Origin of the sequence: Nocardia wallacei (assembly GCF_029868745.1) — a bacterium.
In the GTDB taxonomy this organism is placed as follows: domain Bacteria; phylum Actinomycetota; class Actinomycetes; order Mycobacteriales; family Mycobacteriaceae; genus Nocardia; species Nocardia wallacei_B.
In genome coordinates this window covers 20059-42310 of record NZ_JARWOP010000271.1, presented here as the reverse complement: position 1 = coordinate 42310, position 22252 = coordinate 20059, and the positions used below count along the sequence as shown (strand labels likewise).

Here is a 22252-nt window from a genome sequence, read left to right as displayed (position 1 = left end):
CCTCGACGAGCTGATGGCTCGCGAGCGGGTGACCACGCTGCACGTGGTGCCGTCGATGCTGGACGCGCTGCTGACCGAATCCGGTGGCGCGCTGACGGATTCGCTGCGGCGGGTGCTGGCCATCGGCGAAGCGCTGCCCGCCTCGGTGGCCCAGCGGTTCCGCCGCGCCAACGACGCCGAGCTGTTCAACCTGTACGGCCCGACCGAGGCCGCGGTGTCGATCACCAACCACCGCGTGACCGATGCCGATCAGGCGTCGGTGTCGATCGGCGCGCCGGAGTGGAACAGCCAGGTGTACGTCCTCGACGCGCGCCTGCATCCGGTGCCGGACGGCGTCGCGGGTGAGCTGTATCTGGCGGGCGCGCAGCTGGCGCGCGGCTACTTCGGCCGCCCCGACCTGACCGCGGACCGCTTCGTGGCCGACCCGTTCCGCGCGGGCGGCCGGATGTACCGCACCGGTGACCTGGTGGCCTGGAATGCCGACGGCGAACTGGATTACCGGGGCCGCACGGACTTCCAGGTGAAGATCCGCGGCTTCCGTATCGAGCTGGGTGAGATCGAGGCCGCGCTGCTGGCGTTGCCCGAGGTCGCGCAGACCGCGGTGCTGGCGAAGTCGGATGCGCGGCTGGGTGATCGGCTGGTGGCGTACCTGGTGCCGGTCTCCGCGGACGCCGGAATCGATGTGGCGCGGGTGCAGTCCGCGCTCGGCGCGGCGCTGCCGTCCTACATGGTGCCCTCGGCATTCGTGGTGCTGGAGGCCCTGCCGCTCAACGTGAACGGCAAGCTCGACCGCAAGGCCCTGCCGGATCCCGAGTTCGAGGCCGCGGCCTTCCGCGCGCCCTCGACCCCGATCGAGCAGATCGTGGCCGGCGTCTTCGCCGAGGTGCTGGGTCAGGACCTGGTCGGCCTGGACGACGACTTCTTCGCCCTCGGCGGCAACTCGCTGATCGCCACCCAGGTGGCGGCCCGGATCGGCGCGGCGCTCGACGCGCAGGTGCCGGTGCGCACGGTGTTCGAGGCGTCGACCGTCGCGGGCCTGGCCGCGAAGGTGGAGCAGCACGCCGGTGCGGGCGGACGACCGGCCCTGGTGGCGGTCGAACGGCCGGAACGGATTCCGCTGTCGCTGGCGCAGCAGCGGATGTGGTTCCTGAACCGGTTCGATCAGCAGTCGGCGGCCTACAACGTGCCGGTGGCGGTGCGCCTGTCCGGTGAGCTGGATGTCGACGCGCTGCGAGCGGCGATCGGTGACCTGGTCACCCGCCACGAGGTGCTGCGGACGGTCTACCCCGAGACCACCGCGCCCGACGCTCCCGACACGCCGCAGCCGGTGCAGGTGATCCTGTCCCCGGCACAGGCGACGCCGGACCTCACCGTGTACGAGATCGACTCGGCGGCAATCGAAACCGCCGTGATCGAGTTCTTCTCGACGCCGTTCGACGTGACGGCCGAGGTGCCGCTGCGCGTGCGGGCGTACCGGGTCGCCGACACGGGCGACTACGTGCTGGCCGTGGTGGTCCACCACATCTCCGGCGACGGATCCTCGATGGGCCCGCTGACCCGCGACCTGATGACCGCCTACGCGGCGCGCGCCGCGGGCGAGGCCCCGAGCTGGGCCCCGCTGGCCGTGCAGTACGCGGACTACAGCATTTGGCAGCGCGAACTGCTGGGCAGCGAGCGCGATCCGGAATCACTGGCGGCCGAACAGCTTTCGTACTGGCGGTCGCAGCTGGCGGACCTGCCCGAACAGCTCGACCTGCCGTCGGACCGGCCGCGCCCCGCGGTGCAGTCGTTCGCCGGTGGCCGGGTCGAGGTCGCGATCGATCCCGACACGCACCGCGCGCTGGCCGAACTGGCCCGCGCCGAGGGCGCGACGCTGTTCATGGTCGTGCACAGCGCGCTGGCGCTGCTGCTGGCACGGCTGTCGGGCACCGACGACATCGCGATCGGCACCCCGATGGCGGGCCGCGGCGAGGCCGCGCTCGACGACCTCATCGGCATGTTCATGAACACCCTGGTCTTCCGTACCCGGGTGGACGCGGGCGAGGCGTTCACGGACCTGCTGGCCCGTCAGCGCGAGACCGACCTCCAGGCGTTCGCGAACGCCGACGTGCCGTTCGAGCGGCTGGTCGAGGTGCTGAACCCGGCACGCTCGACCGCGCGGCACCCGCTGTTCCAGGTGGGTCTGTCGTTCCAGAACCTGGCGCTGTCGACGCTCGAGCTACCGGGTCTGACCGTCGCCGCGCTCGAACTCGACACCCAGCAGTCGCAATTCGACCTGCATCTGATCGTGTCGGACCGCTACGACGAGTCGGGTGTGCCGGCCGGGATCGGCGGCTTCCTGACCTATGCCGGCGATCTGTTCGACGCGGCCACCGTGCAGGGCTTCGTGGACCGTTTCGTGCGCCTGCTCGGTGAGATCGTCGCCGCGCCGCAGGCCCCCGTGGGCGATCTCGAGCTGCTGGACGGCGGTGAGCGCGAGCGAATCCTGGTGGCGTGGAACGACACTCGTCACGAGGTCGCGCCGGAACTGCTGCTGGACGGCTACCGTCGCGCGGTCGCCGCGCATCCGGATCGGATCGCGGTGTCCTTCGAGGGCGCGGAGCTGACCTACCGCGAATTCGACGAGCGGGTCAACGTGCTCGCGCGGCGCCTGATCTATCAGGATGTCGGGCCGGAAGCGCTGGTCGGCCTCGCCATCCGGCGCTCACTGGACCTGGTGGTCGGCATGTACGCGATCATCACCGCGGGCGGCGCCTACGTGCCGCTGGATCCGGATCATCCGGCCGAGCGCATCGCGCACGTGCTGGCGACCGCGCAGCCGGTGTGCGTGCTCAGCACGACCGTCGACGCCGTGCCCGTGCCCGACGACATCCCGGTGCTGCACATGGACACCGTGGACCTCGACGGCTTCGAGGGCACCCCGGTGGAGCCGGACGAACTGCTGGCCCCGGTGCTGCCGGAGCACCCGGCGTACGTGATCTTCACGTCCGGTTCGACCGGCCGCCCGAAGGGTGTGGCGGTCTCGCACGCGGCGATCCACAACCAGACCGGCTGGATGCTCGCCGAGTACCCGATGGGCGCCGACGACGTCTACTTCCAGAAGACGGCCACCACCTTCGACGTGTCGCTGTGGGGCTACTTCATGCCGCTGCGCGCCGGGGCGAAGCTGGTCGTCGCCACCCACGACGGCCATCGCGACCCGCGGTACATCGCGGAAACCATTGCCGCGCAGCGGGTCACGGTCACCGACTTCGTGCCGTCGATGCTCACCGTGTTCGCCACCCAGACCCCGGCCGGGTCGGTGCCGACGCTGCGCGACGTGTTCGTCATCGGTGAGGCACTGCCGCCGGAAACCGTTGCCGCGCTGCGGTCGGTCTCCGACGCGGCCGTGCACAACCTGTACGGGCCGACCGAGGCCGCGGTCTCGATCACCTACTGGCCCGCCACGGGCGCCGAGCGGTCGGGCGTGCCGATCGGCTTGCCGCAGTGGAACTCCCGCGTCTACGTCCTGGACTCCCGCCTGCGCCCGGTGCCCGCGGGTGTCGCGGGTGAGCTGTACCTCGCGGGCGATCAGCTGGCCCGCGGGTATGTGGCGCGGCCGGACCTGACCTCGGATCGCTTCGTGGCCAACCCGTTCGGGGACGGCGAGCGCATGTACCGCACGGGCGACCTGGTGCGGTGGAATGCGCAGGGGGTGCTGGAGTACATCGGGCGTACCGACTTCCAGGTGAAGTTCCGGGGGCAGCGGATCGAGCTCGGTGAGATCGAGTCGGCGTTGCTGGCGGAGTCGGCGGTGAGCCAGGCTGTGGCGCTGGTGCTGCCGTCCGATCTGGGTGACCAGTTGGTGGCGTATGTGGTGCCCGCGCCGGGCGCCACCGTCGATCAGGCCGAGTTGCTGGCGGCGGCGGCTCGGACGCTGCCCGCCTATATGTTGCCCGGCGCGATCGTCGAGCTGGCCGAGCTGCCGCTGAACACCAGCGGCAAGCTGGACCGGAAGGCGTTGCCGCACCCGACTTTCGCGCAGCGCGAGTTCCGGGCGCCGTCGACTCCGGTCGAGGAGATCGTGGCTGGTGTGTTCGCCGACGTGCTCGGTGTCGAGCGGGTCGGCGCCGACGACGACTTCTTCGCGCTCGGCGGCAACTCGCTGATCGCCACCCAGGTGGTCGCGCGGTTGAGCGCGGCGCTGGATGCGCGGGTTCCGGTGCGTGACCTGTTCGAGTACTCCACGGTGGCCGGTCTGGCCGCCCGGGTCGCGCAGCACGCGGGCTCGGGTGGGCGGCCCGCGCTGGTGGCGGGGGAGCGCCCGGAACGGGTGCCGCTGTCGCTGGCACAGCAGCGGATGTGGTTCCTCAACCGCTTCGATCAGCAGTCCGCCGCGTACCACGTGCCGGTCGCGGTGCGCCTGTCCGGTGCGCTGGACATCGACGCACTGCAGGCCGCGGTGCGCGATCTGGTGGAGCGCCACGAGATCCTGCGCACCGTCTATCCCGAGGCCGACGGCGTCCCGCATCAGATCGTGCTGCCCGCCGACCGGGCCGTCCCGGACCTCACACCGGTCGCGGTGTCGCCGGAAGCATTGCGCGACACCATCACCGAGCTGGTCTCCACCGGCTTCGACGTCACCGCCGAGGTTCCCTTGCGGGCGCGGCTCCTGCGTGTGGTCGACATGACCACGGGCTCGGATTCGGCGGGCGCGGGCGCGACCGTCGAAACCGCCGAGCACGTCCTGGTTTTCGTGGCCCACCACATCGCCGCCGACGGCTGGTCGATGGGCCCGCTGACCCGCGATGTGATGATCGCCTACACCGCCCGCTCCGCCGGCGAGGCTCCCGACTGGGCGCCGCTGCCGGTGCAGTACGCGGACTTCAGCGTCTGGCAGCGCCGGGTGCTGGGCGCGGAGGACGACCCGCAGAGCCTCGTCGCCGCGCAGGCCGACTACTGGCGTACCGCGCTGGCCGACCTGCCCGACGAGCTGAACCTGCCCGCCGACCGGCCGCGTCCGAACGTACCGTCGTATCGCGGTGGGCGCGTGGTCTTCCCGATCGACGTGGAGCTGCGCACCGCGTTGCGGATGATCGCCGCCGAGCAGAACACGACGCTGTTCATGGTGGTCCACACCGCGCTCGCGATCTTCCTGGCACGCCTGTCGGGCACCGAGGACATCGCCGTCGGCAGCCCGATCGCGGGCCGCGGCGAGGCCGAACTCGACGACATGATCGGCATGTTCGTCAACACCGTGGTGCTGCGCACCGAGGTGCGCGGCCAGCGGTCGTTCCTCGAACTGCTGGCCCAGGCCCGCGACACCGATCTGCAGGCCTTCGCGCACGCCGACATCCCGTTCGAGCGACTGGTGGAACTGCTGCAGCCGGAGCGGTCCACCGCGCGGCACCCGCTGTTCCAGGTGGCGCTGTCGTTCGAGAACCTGCCCGAGACCGCCTTCGAACTGCCCGAACTCAGCGTCGGCGCGGTCGATTTCGAGGCCGGTATCGAGAAGTTCGACCTGTCGCTGACCGTCCGCGAGGCGGCCGACCGGTCCGAGATGCTCGCCGAATTCTCCTTCGCCCGTGACCTTTTCGACGAGGCCACGGTGGAGCGGTTCACCGAGCGGTTCCTGCGGCTGCTCGCCGAGATCGCGACGCGGCCGGAGACCCCGGTCGGCGATCTGGAGATCCTCGAGGCGGCCGAGCGGGCCGAACTGGTGACGCGCACAGGTGCACCGGCGGTGCCGCCGCGCACCCTGCCGGAGCTGCTGGCCGAGGCCGTCGCGCGGGATCCGCGGGCGCTCGCGGTCGTGTTCCAGGACACCCGGCTGTCCTATGGCGAGCTGGACGAGCGGTCGAACCGCTTGGCGCGCTTGCTGATCGAGCGTGGCATCGGCGCCGAGGATCTGGTGGCGATCGCGGTGCCGCGATCGGCGGACTCCTACTTCGCCGAGTGGGCGGTGACGAAGACCGGTGCGGCGTTCGTGCCGATCGACCCGGCCTACCCGGCCGACCGCATCGCGCACATGGTCACCGACTCCGGTTCGCCGATCGGCCTCACCACCGCCGCCGTGCGCGACGAACTGCCGGAATCGGTGGAGTGGCTGGTCCTGGACGAACTGGACCTGGAGGCCTACGACGCCGCGGCCGTGACCGCGGACGATCGGGTGCGGCCGCTGCGTCCGGCGCATCCGGCGTACGTCATCTACACCTCGGGCTCGACCGGTCTGCCCAAGGGCGTCGTGGTCACCCACGCCGGGCTGGCCAACTTCAGCGCCGAGCAGGCCGAGCGATATGCGCTCGACTCCGATTCGCGCGCACTGCATTTCGCGTCGCCGAGCTTCGACGCCTCGATCCTCGAGTTCCTGCTCGCGGTCGGATCGGGCGGCGCGCTGGTGGTCGTGCCGACCGGCGTGTACGGCGGCGAGGAGCTGTCCGAGCTGATCCGCGGCGAGGGTGTCACGCACGCCTTCATCACGCCGTCCGCGCTCGCGACCATCGACCCGACCGGTCTCGACAGCCTGCGCGTGCTGGTCGCCGGTGGCGAGGCCGTCCCGGCGGATCTGATCACGAAGTGGGCGGTCCCGCTCGGCGAGGGTGCTCCGCTGCGGTCGGTGCACAACGGGTACGGGCCGACCGAGACCACCATCATGACCAACATCAGCGACGCGCTGGCACCGGGCGACACCGTCACCATCGGCGGCCCGATCCGCGGCATGCGGTCGCTGATCCTGGACTCGCGGCTGCGGCCGGTGCCGGTCGGCGTGGCGGGTGAGCTGTACCTGTCGGGTATCCAGCTGACCCGCGGCTACCACGCCCGCGCGGGCCTCACTGCGGAACGGTTCGTGGCCAACCCGTACATGGTGGGCGAGCGGATGTACCGCACCGGCGACGTGGTGCGCTGGACCGAGTCCGGCGAGGTCGAGTACGTCGGCCGCTCCGACTTCCAGGTCAAGGTGCGCGGTTTCCGCATCGAACTGGGCGAGATCGACACCGCGCTCACCTCCCACGAGACCGTCGACTTCGCGGTCACCCTGGGCCACAAGACCGAGGTGGGCTCGACCATCCTGGTCTCCTACGTGCGCCCGGTCGCGGGCCGCTCGGTCGACGTGGCGGAACTGCGCGACTACGTCGGCGGCACGCTGCCGGAATACATGGTGCCGACGTCGATCATGGTGCTCGACGAGATCCCGCTGACCCCGGTCGGCAAGCTGGATCGCCGCGCCCTGCCGGAGCCGGTCTTCACCGCGCGCGAATACCGCGCTCCCGCAAGCGAAACCGAGGCGATCATCGCCGCGGTGTTCGCCGATGTGCTCGGCCTGGAGCAGGTCGGTCTGGACGACTCGTTCTTCGCCCTCGGCGGCGACAGCATCCTGTCGATCCAGCTGGTGTCGCGGGCCAAGGAACGCGGCGTGGTGTTCAGCCCGCGCGATGTGTTCGAGCAGCGGTCGGTGGCCGGTCTGGCCGAGGTCGCGGCCTCGGGTGCGACCGCCGAACGGCAGCGTCTGGCCGAGCTGCCCGGCGGCGGCGTGGGCGATATCCCGCTGCTGCCGGTCATGTCGCAGTTCCTCGCCAGTGGCTCGACGTACCAGCGGTTCTCGCAGTCGATGACGCTGCGGCTGCCCGACGGCATCGACCGCGCGACGCTGGTCGCGACGATCGGCGCGGTCTTCGACCACCACGACGTCCTGCGCACCCGACTGCTCGGCGACCTCGAAACCGGTTGGGAATTCGAGGCTCTCGACCAGGGCGCGGTGGACGTCGACGCCCTGGTGCGCCGGGTGGACGTGCCCGCCGGTCTCTCCGACGAGGAGCTGACCCGCCTCGCGAGCGCGGAATACGATGCGGCACTGGGCCGTCTCGATCCGGCGAACGCGGCCATGGTGCAGTTCGTGTGGTTCGCCTTCGACGATCGCCGCGATGTGCTGTTGATCGCCGGACACCACTTCGTGGTCGACGGCGTGTCGTGGCGCATCCTGATCCCGGACTTCGCCATGGCGTGGTCGCAGCTGGTGGCGAACCAGCCGGTGACGTTGCCCGCCAACGGCACCTCCATGCGCCGCTGGGCCCACGCCCTGGTCGAGGAGTCCACGGCGTCCGGCCGCGTCGCGGAACTGCCGTTCTGGCAGGAGGTTTCGGCCACGCCGGATCCGCTGCTCGGCTCGCGCGCCTTCGATCCGTCGATCGACACCAACGCGACCGTGGAACGGGTGCAGGTCACCCTCCCGGCCGACGTCACCGACGCCGTGCTGACCGCCATCCCGAGCCTCTACCACGGCGGCGTCAACGACGGCCTGCTGTCCGCGCTGGCCATGGCCATCGCCAAGCTGCGCGGTGAGCAGACCGGATCGGCCGCCCTGATCCGCCTCGAGGGCCACGGCCGCGAGGAGACCGTGGTCCCGGGCGCCGACCTGTCCCGCACGGTGGGCTGGTTCACCAGCGTCTACCCGGTCCGCCTGGACCTGGCGGGCACGGACCTGACCGACGCCTTCGAGGGCGGAAAGTCGGTGGGCCGCATCGTCAAATCGGTCAAGGAGCAGTTGCTCGGCGTGCCGGACAAGGGTCTCGGCTACGGTCTGCTGCGCTATCTGAACCCGGCGACCGGTGCGGACCTGAACACCGTCGGCCAGGTCAGCTTCAACTACCTCGGACGCGTTTCCGCCGGAGACGTCCCCGAGGGCATGGCCGAACTGGGCTGGGTGCCGGTCGCCGATCTCGGCGAGCTGGACGCGCTGATGGACGCCGACATGCCCGCCAACGCGACGATCGACATCAACGCGATCGTCACCGACGGCGACAACGGCCCGCAGCTGGGCGCGACCTTCGCCTACCCGACCGGGCTGCTGGACGAAGCGACGGTGCGGGAGTTCGCGGACCTGTGGATCGCGGCCCTCACCGCGCTCGCCACGCACGCCCGACGCCCCGACGCCGGTGGTCACACCCCGTCGGATCTGCCGCTGGTACGGGCCACGCAGTCCGATGTCGAGGGCTGGGAGCGGCAGTACCCGCAGCTGGTCGAGGTCTGGCCGCTGTCGACGCTGCAGTCCGGTCTGCTGTTCCACGCGCTGCTGACCCAGGCGACGTTCGACGTGTACACCATCCAGGCCGTGGTCAACCTGGGCGGCACGCTCGACACCGGCCGGCTGCGTGTGGCCGCGCAGGCCGTGCTGGAGCGGTACCCGAACCTGCGGACGGCGTTCGTCGCCGATGTCGAGGGCAACTCCGTGCAGGTGGTGCTCGACCACGTCGACGTGCCGTGGCACGAGGTCGATCTCACCGGCCTGCCCGCCGACGAGCGCGACGCGGAGCTGAAACGCCTGGTGGCACAGGACCGTGCGAAGCACTTCGACCTGTCCGCGCCGCCGCTGCTGCGGTTCACGGTGTACCGCACCGCGGGCACCGCGTGGCAGCTGGTCATCACGACCCACCACATCCTGCTCGACGGCTGGTCGATGCCGCTGCTCATGCGGGATCTGCTGGTGCTGTACGCGGTCCGCGGCGACACCTCCGCGCTGCCGCGCCCGGCCTCCTACCGCAACTACCTCGGCTGGCTGGCCGCGCGCGACAAGCAGGAGTCCCTGGACACCTGGCAGCGCGCGCTCGCCGGAGTGGACGAGCCCACCCAGCTCGCGCCGCAGACCACGCTGGACGAGACCTACGAGATCGGCAAGCGGGTCGTCGAGATCGACGCCGACCGCACCGAGCGGGTCAAGCGCCTGTGCGCCGAGCTGGGCATCACCGTGAACACGCTGGTGCAGGCCGCGTGGGGGGTGCTCGTGGGCCGGATGACCGGTCGCGACGACGTGGTGTTCGGCGCCACCGTCTCCGGCCGCCCGCCCGAGCTGCCGGGCATCGAGTCGATGGTGGGCCTGTTCATCAACACGCTGCCGGTGCGGGTGTTCGTGGACGCGCGCGCCACCGTCGCCGAACTGCTGACTCGCTTGCAGGGCGAGCAGGCGGATCTGCTGGACCACCACTACGTGGGCCTGACCGATATCCAGCGGGTCGCGGGCATCGGCGCGCAGTTCGATTCGCTGGTGGTGTTCGAGTCGTACCCGGTGGACAAGGACGCGATCGCCGCGACCAGCTCCATCGACGGCATGTCGGTCACCGACGCGGGCATCAACGACGACACGCACTACCCGATCACGGTGATGGTGACCGCCGAGTCGACCATCGTGCTGACCCTCAAGCATCTGCTGAGCCGGATCACGCCCGACGAGGTCGCGGCGATCTCCGCGCGGCTGCTGCGGATCGTGGACGAGTTCGTCGCCGATCCGAAGGGCCGGGTCGCCGACATCGACGTCTTCGGCAATGCCGAGCGCGATCGAATCCTGGTGGAGTGGAACGACACCCGGCATGAGGTCGCACCGGAACTGCTGCTGGACGGCTACCGGCGCACGGCCGCCGCGCACCCGGACCGCGTGGCGGTGGTGTACGAGGGCGCCGAGCTGACCTATCGCGAGTTCGACGAGCGCGTGAATCGCCTGGCGCGGCACCTGATCTCGCGCGGCGTCGGCGCGGAATCGCTTGTCGCCCTGGGCATCCGTAGGTCGTTGGATCTGGTGGTCGGCATGTACGCCGTGCTGACCGCCGGCGGCGCGTACGTGCCGCTGGACCCCGACCATCCGGCCGAACGCATCGCGTACGTGCTGGAGACGGCGCAGCCGGTCTGCGTGCTGTCGCGGACGGTGGACGAAGTGCCGGTGCCCGAGGGCATTTCGGTGCTCGACGTCGACGCCTTGGACCTGAGCGAGGTCGACGCGACCCCGGTGCGACCGGAGGAACTGCTGCGGCCGGTCCTCGCGGACAACCCGGCGTACGTCATCTTCACCTCCGGTTCCACGGGCCGCCCCAAGGGCGTGACGGTCTCGCACGCCGCGATCCAGAATCAGATCTCCTGGATGCTGGGCGAGTACGGGCTCGGCATCGACGATGTGTACCTGGAGAAGACCGCCACGGTATTCGACGTGTCGCTGTGGGGCTACTTCATGCCGCTGCGCGTCGGCGCCAAGCTGGTGGTCGCGACTCCGGACGGGCACCGCGATCCGGGGTACCTGGCGGAAACCATTGCCGCGCAGGGCGTCACGTTCACCGACTTCGTGCCGTCGCTGCTCGCCGTGTTCGCCGCGGAGCTGACCCCCGGCAGTGTGCCGACGCTGCGGACGGTGTTCGCGGCCGGTGAGGCGCTGCCGCCGGAAACCGTCGCCGCTCTGCGCGCCTCCTCGGACGCCGCGGTGCACAACGTCTACGGCCCGACCGAGGCCGCGGTCACCGTCACGCACTGGCCGGTGAGCGGCGGCGAGCGCCGTACCGTCCCGATCGGCCTGCCGCAGTGGAACACTCGCCTCTACGTGCTGGATTCGCTGCTGCGTCCGGTGCCGGAGGGCGTGGCCGGTGAGCTGTATCTGGCCGGTGTGCAGCTGGCGCGCGGCTACGCGGCGCGGCCGGACCTGACCGCGGATCGCTTCGTGGCCAACCCGTTCGGCACGGGCGAGCGCATGTACCGCACCGGCGACCTGGTGGTGTGGCGCGAGATCGACGGCCAGGGTGCGCTGGAGTACGTGGGCCGCACCGACTTCCAGGTGAAGGTCCGCGGCTACCGCATCGAACTGGGCGAGATCGACAACGCCCTCACCTCGCACCCGGACATCGACTTCGCCGTCACCCTCGGCCGCAAGACCGAGGCGGGCACCGACATCCTGGTGTCCTACGTGCACGCGGCGGCGGACCGCGCCGTCGACGTGCCCGAGGTGACCACGTACCTGTCCGGCCGCCTGCCCGAGTACATGGTGCCGACGGCGATCATGGTGCTGGACAAGATCCCGGTGACCGCGGTCGGCAAGCTGGACCGTGCGGCACTGCCCGATCCGCAGCTGGCGTCGCAGGAATTCCGCGCGCCCACCAGCGAGATCGAGGCGACCATCGCCGAGGTGGTGGCCGAGGTGCTGAGCCTCGAGCGGGTCGGCGTGGACGATTCGTTCTTCGCCCTCGGCGGCGACAGCATCCTGTCGATCCAGCTGGTGTCGCGGGCCAAGGCGCGGGGCGTGGTGTTCTCGCCGCGCGACGTGTTCGAGCGGCGCACCGTCGCCGGTCTGGCCGAGGTGGCCACCACCGGCGCGGACGCCGAGCGGGAGCGGCTGGCCGAACTGCCCGGCGGCGGGGTCGGCGACATTCCGGTACTGCCGTTCATGGCGTCGGTGCTGGCGAAGTCGGATGTGTCCTCCTACCAGCGGTTCTCGCAGTCGATGACGCTGCGGCTGCCCGTGGGCATCGACCGTGCGACGCTGGTCGCGACGATCGGCGCGGTGTTCGAGCACCACGACGTGCTGCGCACGCGGTTGCGCGGGGACGCCGAGAACGGTTGGGCCTTCGAGGCTTTGGACCGGGGCGCGGTGGATGTCGACGCGCTGATTCGGCGGGTCGACCTGCCGGGTGACGTCTCCGATGCGGAACTGTCCCGGGTCGCCAACGCGGAATACGATGCGGCGCTTGGTCGTCTGGATCCGGCGAACGCGGCCATGGTGCAGTTCGTGTGGTTCGAGTTCGGTGCGGCTGGCGCGGAATCGGCAAGCGCCGCAGAGGATTCCGCCGCCACCGGATCGGCGGGCCGGCCGGGCGTGCTGCTGATCGCCGCGCACCACTTCGTGGTCGACGGTGTGTCGTGGCGCATTCTGATCCCGGACTTCGCGGTCGCGTGGTCGCAGCTGGCCGCGGGTCAGCAGGTTTCGCTGCCCGCCAACGGCACCTCGATGCGCCGCTGGGCGCACGCGCTGGTAGAGCAGGCCACCGAGCGGACCACGGAACTGCCGTTCTGGCAGGAGGTTTCGGCGACGCCGGATCCGCTGCTCGGCTCGCGCGCCTTCGATCCGGCCGTGGACACCAACGCGACGGTGGAGTCGGTGCGGGTCAGCGTGCCCGCCTCGGTGACCGACGCGGTGCTCACCGCGATCCCGGGTCTGTACCACGGCGGCGTGAACGACGGCCTGCTGTCCGCGCTGGCGATGGCCGTCACCCGTTGGCGCGGTGAGCAGTCGGCCGCCTCCGTGCTGGTTCGGCTGGAGGGTCACGGCCGCGAGGAAGAGGCGGTGCCGGGCGCGGACCTGTCGCGCACGGTCGGCTGGTTCACCAGCGTCTACCCGGTCCGCCTGGACCTGGGCAAAGCCAACCTGACCGACGCCTTCGCGGGCGGAGAAGCGTTGGCGCGCATCGTGAAATCGGTCAAGGAGCAGGTGCTGTCGGTGCCCGGCAAGGGCCTCGGCTACGGCCTGCTGCGGCACCTGAACCCGGAGACGGCCGCGCTGCTGGGCGACACCGGGCAGATCAGCTTCAACTACCTGGGCCGCGTCTCCGTCGCCGACGTCCCCGCGCAGTTCGCCGAACTGGGCTGGGTGCCGGTGGACGACCTGGGCGAGCTGTCCGCGGTGATGGACGCCGACATGCCCGCCAACGCCGTGCTCGACATCAACGCGATCGTCACCGACGGCGACGAGGGCCCGCAGCTGGGCGCGTCGTTCGCCTTCCCGGCCGGGCTGCTGACCCGCGAGCAGGTGCAGGAGTTCGCCGACCTGTGGGTCGCGGCGCTCACCGCGCTCGCCGAGCACGCCACCCGCCCGGAGTCCGGCGGCCGCACCCCGTCGGACCTGCCGCTGGTGCGTACCACGCAGTCCGACATCGAGGTGTGGGAGCGCAGGTACCCGGCGCTCACCGACGTGTGGCCGCTGTCCGCGCTGCAGTCGGGCCTGCTGTTCCACGCCATGATGAGCGCGTCCACGGTGGACGTGTACACCCAGCAGGCGGTCGTCGACTTCGAGGGCACCCTCGACGTCGAGCGGCTGCGCGTCGCGGCGCAGGCCATGCTGGAGCGGTACCCGAACCTGCGGGCGATTTTCGTCGCCGACTCGAACGGCGAGCCGGTGCAGCTCGTGCTCGACCGCGTCGAAGTGCCTTGGGAGGTCGTGGATCTCACCGAACTGCCGCCGGAGCACCGGGCCGAGCAGCTGGCGCAGCGGCTCGAGACCGACCGCCTGACCCACTTCGACATGACCACCCCGCCGCTGCTGCGCTTCGCGGTGTATCGCACCGGCGAGACGGCCTGGCACCTGTCGATCACGGCGCACCACGTGCTGTTCGACGGCTGGTCGATGCCGCTGCTCATGCGGGATCTGCTGGTGCTGTACGCATTGCGCGGCGACGCCGCCTCGCTGCCGCGGGTGCCGTCGTACCGGAACTTCCTGGCCTGGCTGGCCGGGCGCGACCGGGACGCCTCGCTGCGGGCCTGGCAGCATGCGCTGGCCGGGGTCGACGAGCCGACTCAGCTTGCGCCGCAACCGAAGCCGGACGAGACCTACGCGCTCGGCAAGCAGGTCGTGCACCTCGACGCCGACTACACCCGCCGCGTCGCGCAGTTCTGCGCCGACCTCGGCATCACCGTGAACACGCTGATCCAGGCGGCCTGGGGTGTGCTGGTCGGCCGCATCACCGGCCGCGAGGACGTGGTGTTCGGCGCGACGGTGTCCGGGCGTCCGGCGGAGCTGCCCGGCATCGAGTCGATGGTGGGTCTGTTCATCAACACGCTGCCGGTGCGGGTGCGGGTCGACGACCGCGCGACCGTCGGCGAGCTGCTGGTGCGGTTGCAGGGCGAGCAGGCGGATCTGCTGGAGCACCACTACGTCGGCCTGACCGACATCATGCGGGTCGCGGGAATCGGCGCGCAGTTCGATTCGCTGCTGGTGTTCGAGTCCTATCCCGTCGACAAGGACGCCATCACCGCGGCCTCCGCGATCGACGGCGTGTCGGTGGCCGGCGCGGGCATCAGCGGTGGCACCCACTATCCGCTGACGCTGCTGGTCAAGGCCGAGCAGACGATCGAGATCGTGCTCGAGCACCTGCTGAGCCGGTTCAGCACCGCCGAGGCGGAGACGCTGTCTACGCGGCTGCTGCGGATCGTGGACGAACTGCTCGCCGGCGCCAGTCGCCGGGTCCGCGACATCGAGGTTCTCGACGCCGCCGAGCGGGATCGAATCCTGCTGGAGTGGAACGACGTTCGCGAAGCGGTGGCGCCCGAGCTGCTGCTCGACGGCTACCGTCGCGCGGTGGCCGCGCACCCGGATCGGGTCGCGGTGTCCTACGAGGGCGAGGAGCTGACCTACCGGGAGTTCGACGAGCGCGTCAACATCCTGGCGCGGCGGCTCATCTACCAGGGCGTCGAGGCTGAATCGCTGGTCGGCCTGGCGATCCGGCGTTCGCTGGACCTGGTGGTCGGCATGTACGCGATCGTGACCGCGGGCGGCGCGTACGTGCCGCTGGATCCGGATCATCCGGCCGAGCGCATCGCGCACGTGCTGGAGACCGCGCAGCCGGTGTGCGTGCTCACCCGGACCGCGGACCAGGTGCCGGTGCCCGAGGGCGTCGAGGTGCTGAACCTCGACACCGTGGACGTGGACGGCTTCGACGGCACGCCGCTCGAGCCCGACGAGCTGATGCGCCCGGTGCTCCCGGAGAACCCGGCCTACGTGCTGTTTACCTCGGGTTCGACCGGCCGCCCGAAGGGTGTGGCGGTCTCGCACGCGGCGATCGACAACCAGATCACCGTCATGCTGTCGGCCTACCCGATGACCCCCGAGGACGTGTATCTGCAGAAGACGCCGACGACCTTCGACGTCTCCCTGTGGGGTTACTTCATGACCCTGCGGGCCGGGGCGAAGCTGGTCGTGGCGACGCCGGACGGGCACCGGGATCCGCTGTACCTGGCGGAAACCATTGCCGCGCAGGGCGTCACGTTCACCGACTTCGTGCCGTCCATGCTGACCGTGCTCGCCACGCACACCGCGGCGGGCGCCCTGCCCACGCTGCGGACCGTGTTCGCGGCCGGTGAGGCGCTGCCGCCGGAGACCGTCACCGCGGTGCACGCCATCTCCGACGCGGCCGTGCACAACCTGTACGGGCCGACCGAGGCCGCGATCACCGTGGCGCACTGGACCGCGACGGGTACCGAGTCCCCGAGCGTGCCGATCGGTTACCCGGAGGCGAATTCGCAGCTGTACGTGCTGGATTCGCGGCTGCGGCCGGTGCCCGCGGGTGTGGTGGGCGAGTTGTATCTGGCCGGTGATCAGCTGGCGCGGGGCTACCTGCGGCGGCCGGATCTCACCTCGGATCGCTTCGTGGCCAACCCCTTCGGGGTAGGTGACGGGGCCGCTGGCACGCGCATGTACCGCACCGGCGACTTGGTGGTGTGGCGCGAGGTCGACGGCAGGGGCGTGCTCGAGTACATCGGCCGCGCCGACTTCCAGGTGAAGTTCCGCGGTCAGCGTATCGAGCTGGGCGAGATCGAATCGGTGCTGCTGGCGCAGCCGTCGGTCAGCCAGGCCGCGGCGCTGGTGGTGTCGTCCGAACTCGGTGACCAGCTGGTGGTCTACGCGGTGCCCGCGCCCGGCGCGCAGCTCGATCAGGGCCGCCTGCTGGAAGCGGCCATGCGGCAGCTGCCGGCGTACATGGTGCCGTCGCAGGTCATCGAACTGGCCGAGTTCCCGCTCAACCCGAGCGGCAAGCTGGACCGCAAGGCCCTGCCCAAGCCGACCTTTACGCAGCGGGAGTTCCGCGCGCCCTCGACGCCGATCGAGGAGATCGTGGCGGGCGTGTTCGCCGAGGTGCTCGGGGTCGAGCGGATCGGCGCGGACGACGACTTCTTCGCCCTCGGCGGCAACTCGCTGATCGCCACCCAGGTCATCGCCCGCGTGGGCGCGGCGGTGGGTAGCCGGGTGCCGGTGCGGGCGCTGTTCGAGCGGTCGACGGTGACCGGGTTCGCGGCGGCGATCGAATCGCAGACGCGCGATTCGGGCGCCCCGGCGCTCGGCAGTATCGAACGGCCGGACCGGATTCCGCTGTCGCTGGCGCAGCAGCGGATGTGGTTCCTGAACCGGTTCGATCAGCAGTCGGCGGCCTACAACGTGCCGATGGCGGTGCGGCTCACCGGTGATCTCGATCTGCCCGCGCTGCGGGCCGCGGTCGGCGACGTGGTGGCGCGGCACGAGGTGCTGCGCACGGTCTACCCGGAGACGGACAGCATGCCCGTGCAGGTGATTCTGCCTGTGGCGCAGGCGGTTCCGGAGGTCGAGTTCCGTACCGTCGCCCCGGCCGACGTCGAGGCCGCGGTGCTCGCGGTGGTGTCGAGTTCCTTCGACGTCACCACCGAGGTGCCGCTGCGGGTGGCCGTGTTCGAGGTCGAGACCGGAAATGCCGGGGCCGCACGGGAATACGTGCTGGCGATGACCGTGCACCACATCTCCGGTGACGGTTCCTCGATGGCGCCGCTGACCCGCGACATCATGACCGCCTACGCGGCGCGGGCCGCCGGTGAGGCCCCGAGCTGGGCCCCGCTGGCCGTGCAGTACGCCGATTACGCGCTCTGGCAGCGCGCGCTGCTGGGCAGCGAGGACGATCCGGAGTCGTTGGCGGCCAAGCAACTCGGTTACTGGAAGGCGGCGCTGGCCGACCTGCCGGACCGGCTGGACCTGCCGACCGACCGCCCGCGTCCCGCGGTGCAGTCCTACACCGGCGCGAAGGTCTCGGTCGATATCGACGCCGAGCTGCACCGGGCGCTGGCGGAGCTGGCGCGCGGCGAGAGCGCGACGCTGTTCATGGTCGTGCACACCGCCTTCGCGGTGCTGCTGGCCAGGCTGTCGGGCACCGACGACATCGCGATCGGTACGCCGATGGCGGGTCGCGGCGAACGCGAACTCGACGACCTGATCGGCATGTTCGTCAACACCCTGGTCTTCCGCACCCGGGTGGACGCGGGCGCGCCGTTCGCGGAACTCCTTGCCCGCCAACGCGAGTCGGATCTGCAGGCGTTCGCGCACGCCGACGTGCCGTTCGAGCGGTTGGTCGAGGTGCTCAACCCGGTCCGGTCGACGGCGCACCACCCGCTGTTCCAGGTGGGTCTGTCGTTCCAGAACCTGGGCCGGACCAGCCTCGAGCTGCCGGGCCTGAGCCTGTCGGGCGTCGACTTCGACACCCAGCTCTCGCAGTTCGACCTGCACCTGATCGTGTCGGACAGCTACGACGAGGCGGGCGCGCCGGCCGGGATCGGTGGCGTGCTGACCTACGCCACGGATCTGTTCGACGCGGCCACGGTCGAGGACTTCGCCGCGCGCTTCGTGCGGATGCTGCGCCAGATCGTGGCGGTCCCGGCGACGCCGGTCGGCGATCTCGAGCTGCTGCGCGGCAGCGAGCGGGCGACGCTGGTCACCGAGTGGAACGCGACCGAGCACGAGGTGGATCGGTCGCTCACGCTGGCGGCGCTGCTGGACCGCACCGTCGCCGCGACGCCGGACGCCGTGGCGCTGGTGGGTCCGGACGGGACCGCCGTCACCTATGCCGAACTCGCCGAGCGGGTGAACCGTCTTGCGCGGCATCTGGTTTCGCTGGGTGTCGGGGCGGAGTCGCGGGTTGCCTTGGCGTTCCGCCGGTCGGTGGACCTGGTTGTGGCGATGTATGCGGTGTCGGTGGCCGGTGGTGCGTATGTGCCGGTCGACCCGGACCAGCCCGCGGAACGCGTGGGTTACATCCTCGGGACTGCCGGCCCGGTGTGCGTGCTGACCAACGCCGACAGCGGTTTCGACGCGCGCGCGGTGGCCGCCGCGTATTCCGAGGGCGCGGCGGCCGATCCGGCTGCCGGGACCGTGCCGAATGTGGTGCGGATCGACGAGTTGGAGCTGTCGGAGGTGTCCGGTGAGCCGGTGGCCGACGCTGATCGTGTTGCGCCGCTGCGTCCGTCGAATACCGCGTACGTGATCTTCACGTCGGGTTCGACGGGCCGTCCGAAGGGCGTGGCGGTGCCGCACGCGGCGATCGTCAACCAGTTGCTCTGGGAGACCGCCGAATTCGGCCTGGGCGCGGATGACGCGGTGCTGCTCAAGACGGCCGCGACGTTCGACCTGTCGGTCTGGGAGTTCTGGACCGCGGCCGTGTGCGGTGGCCGCCTGGTCATCGCCACCGCCGATGGACACCAGGATCCGGAGTACCTGAACGACCTGATGGCTCGCGAGCGGGTGACCACGCTGCACGTGGTGCCGTCCATGCTGGACGCGCTGCTGACCGAATCCGGTGGGGCGCTGACGGATTCGCTGCGGCGGGTGCTGGCCATCGGCGAGGCGCTGCCGGGTGCGACCGCGCAGCGGTTCCGGCGCGACAACACCGCGGCTCTGTTCAACCTGTACGGGCCCACCGAGGCCGCGGTGTCGATCACCAGTCACGAGGTCGGCGAGGCCGATCAGGTGTCGGTGTCTATCGGTGCGCCGGAGTGGAACAGCCGGGTCTACGTGCTCGACGCCCGGTTGCGGCCGGTGCCGGTCGGCGTGCCGGGCGAGCTGTACCTCGCCGGTGCGCAGCTGGCACACGGCTACTTCGGCCGACCGGATCTGACGGCGGATCGGTTCGTGGCCAACCCGTTCGGGGTATCCGGCGGCGAGCGCATGTACCGCACGGGTGACCTGGTGGCCTGGAACGCCTCCGGCGAGCTGGACTACCTGGGCCGCACCGACTTCCAGGTGAAGATCCGCGGCTTCCGTATCGAGCTGGGTGAGATCGAGGCCGCGCTGCTGGCGCTGCCCGAGGTCGCGCAGACCGCGGTGCTGGCGAAGTCGGATGCGCGGCTGGGTGATCGGCTGGTGGCGTACCTGGTGCCGGACGGTGTCGTCGACATCGACCGCGTCAAGTCCGAGCTGAACTCGGCACTGCCGTCCTACATGGTGCCGTCGGCGTTCGTGGTGCTGGACGCGCTGCCGTTGAACGCCAACGGCAAGCTGGATCGCAAGGCGCTGCCGGAGCCGGAATTCGAGACCACGGCCTACCGGGCCCCGTCCACCCCGACGGAGCAGACGCTGGCCGAGGTGTTCGCGGATGTGCTGGGCCGCACCGAGATCGGTGTCGACGACGACTTCTTCGCCGTCGGCGGCAACAGCATCCTGTCCATCCAGCTGGTGTCGCGGGCCAAGGCGCGCGGCGTGCGGTTCGGCGCCCGCGAGGTGTTCGAGCAGCGCACCATCGCCGGACTGGCGGCGATCGCGCGGCTGGGCGACGCGGACGACGTGGAACTGCCGACCGGCCCGCTGGTGCAGGTCGATCCGGCCGACGCCGAGACGTGGGAGCGGACCTACCCCGGCATGACCGAGGTGTGGCCGCTGTCGCCGCTGCAGTCGGGTCTGCTGTTCCACGCGCTGATGACGCAGTCCACCGTCGACGTGTACAGCCAGCAGGCCGCCATCGACTTCACCGGTGACCTGGACGTCGAGCGGCTGCGTACCGCGGCGCAGGGCATGGTGGACCGGTACGCGAACCTGCGGGTGGCGTTCACCACCGACCGGGACGGTCAGCCGGTGCAGATCGTGCTCGACCGGGTCGAAGTGCCTTGGCGCACCGTCGATCTCGTGGACGGCGACGAGGCTGAGCTGGAGCGTCGGCTGATGTCGGAGCGGGCCGCCCGCTTCGACATGGCCTCCGCGCCGCTGCTGCGGTTCGCGCTGTTCCGCACGGCCGAGGACCACTGGCGACTGGCCATCACCGCGCACCACATCCTGTTCGACGGCTGGTCGATGCCGCTGCTCATGCGGGATCTGCTGGTGCTGTACGCGGTGCGCGGCGAGACCACGGTGCTGCCGGAGCCCGGCTCCTACCGCGACTTCCTGGCGTGGCTGTCCACGCGGGATCGCGAGGCGTCACTGCGGGCCTGGGCGGACGCGCTGTCCGGCGTGGACGAGCCGACCCAGCTCGCGCCGCAGCCGCGGTCGGTGGAGAACTACGAGATCGCCAAGCTGGCGACCACGATCGACGCCGAGCAGACCCAGCAGCTCACCAAGTTCTGCGCGGACCTCGGCATCACGGTGAACACGCTGGTCCAGGCCGCGTGGGGCGTGCTCGTCGGCCGCCTCACCGGGCGCGACGATGTGGTGTTCGGCGCGACGGTCTCGGGTCGTCCGCCGGAACTGCCCGGTATCGAGTCGATGGTGGGCCTGTTCATCAACACGCTGCCGGTGCGGGTGCGCGCCGACGGCCGGCGGTCCGTCGCCGAGTTGCTGACCGGGCTGCAACGGGACCAGGCCGCGCTGCTCGACCATCACTACGTCGGGCTCACCGACATCCAGCGGGTGGCCGGTGCGGCCGCCGGATTCGACTCGCTGATCGTGTTCGAGTCGTACCCGGTGGACAAGGAAGCGATCGCGGCCGCCAGCTCCATCGACGGCGTGTCGGTGACCGGGGTCGGTTTCGAGGGCGGCACGCACTACCCGCTGACCCTCATGGTGACCGAGGAGGCCACGATCGGCCTCAGCCTGGAGTACCTCACCAACCGGTTCACCGCCGAAGAGGTGCGGACCCTGGCGAACCGTCTGCGCTGGGTGCTGGCGGCGCTGGCCCGCGATCCGCAGGCGCCGGTCGGCGACATCGACATCGTCGATCCCGCCGAGCGGGCCCGCCTCCTCGCCGAATCCGGGGTCACCGCAACCGAATCCGCGCAACCGGCCCGGGTCGGCGCGCGCACGGTCGCCAAGATCCTGGGCGAGGTCGTGGAGGAGGATCCGCAGGCTCCGGCGCTGCTGTCCGGTGGGACGGAAACCCCGTACCACGTGGTGGACACGCGGTCTTCGCAGCTGGCGCGGGTGCTGATCAATCGCGGTGTGGGCCCCGGCGACATCGTCGCGGTCACGCTGCCGCGCTCGGTCGACGCCGTGGTCGCCGTGTGGGCGGTGCAGAAGGCCGGCGCGGCGGCGCTGTTCGCCGAGGGCTTCTCCTTCGGCGAGATCGTCTCCGCCGGAGCCGGTTTCGGCATCACCCAGGAACCGGCGGCCAGCTCGGTGCGCTGGCTGGTGCCCTCGGACCCGAAGGTGCAGGCGGAACTGTCGGCGGCCCCGACCCACCCGGTCTCCTACGCCGACCGCGTCCGCCCCCTCACCGAGGACCACCCGGCCTTCGTCTACCGCCGATCCGACGGCGCCTGGACCACCCTTACCCAGGACCAGTCCCTCGACCGCGCCGACACCCTCCGCGAGGAGAACGAAATCGACTACGAGTCCACCACATTCACCACCGCCACCACCGGCCCCGCCGCAGTAGCCGAATTCCTCACCTGGTCCACCACAGGCGCCCTCTCGGTCCTCCCCACCGGCGACGTCGAGGCCGACCTCGCCGACGGCGAGGTCACCCACTGGTTCACCAACCCAGGGGATCCGACCGACTCGGCCGACGAGGAGATCCGAATCATCACCGCGGAGTAG

Annotated in this window: 1 protein-coding gene (cut by a window edge); it reads left to right on the top strand. The window is 70.8% G+C overall.

From position 1 onward, the window contains the following. Positions 1 to 22252, top strand: the 3' end of a protein-coding gene (locus tag QH470_RS24285; protein ID WP_280274641.1) for a non-ribosomal peptide synthase/polyketide synthase. Its footprint begins 29600 nt before the window's first position; only the last 22252 of its 51852 coding nucleotides appear in the window; its start codon lies beyond the left edge, outside the window; its stop codon occupies positions 22250 to 22252.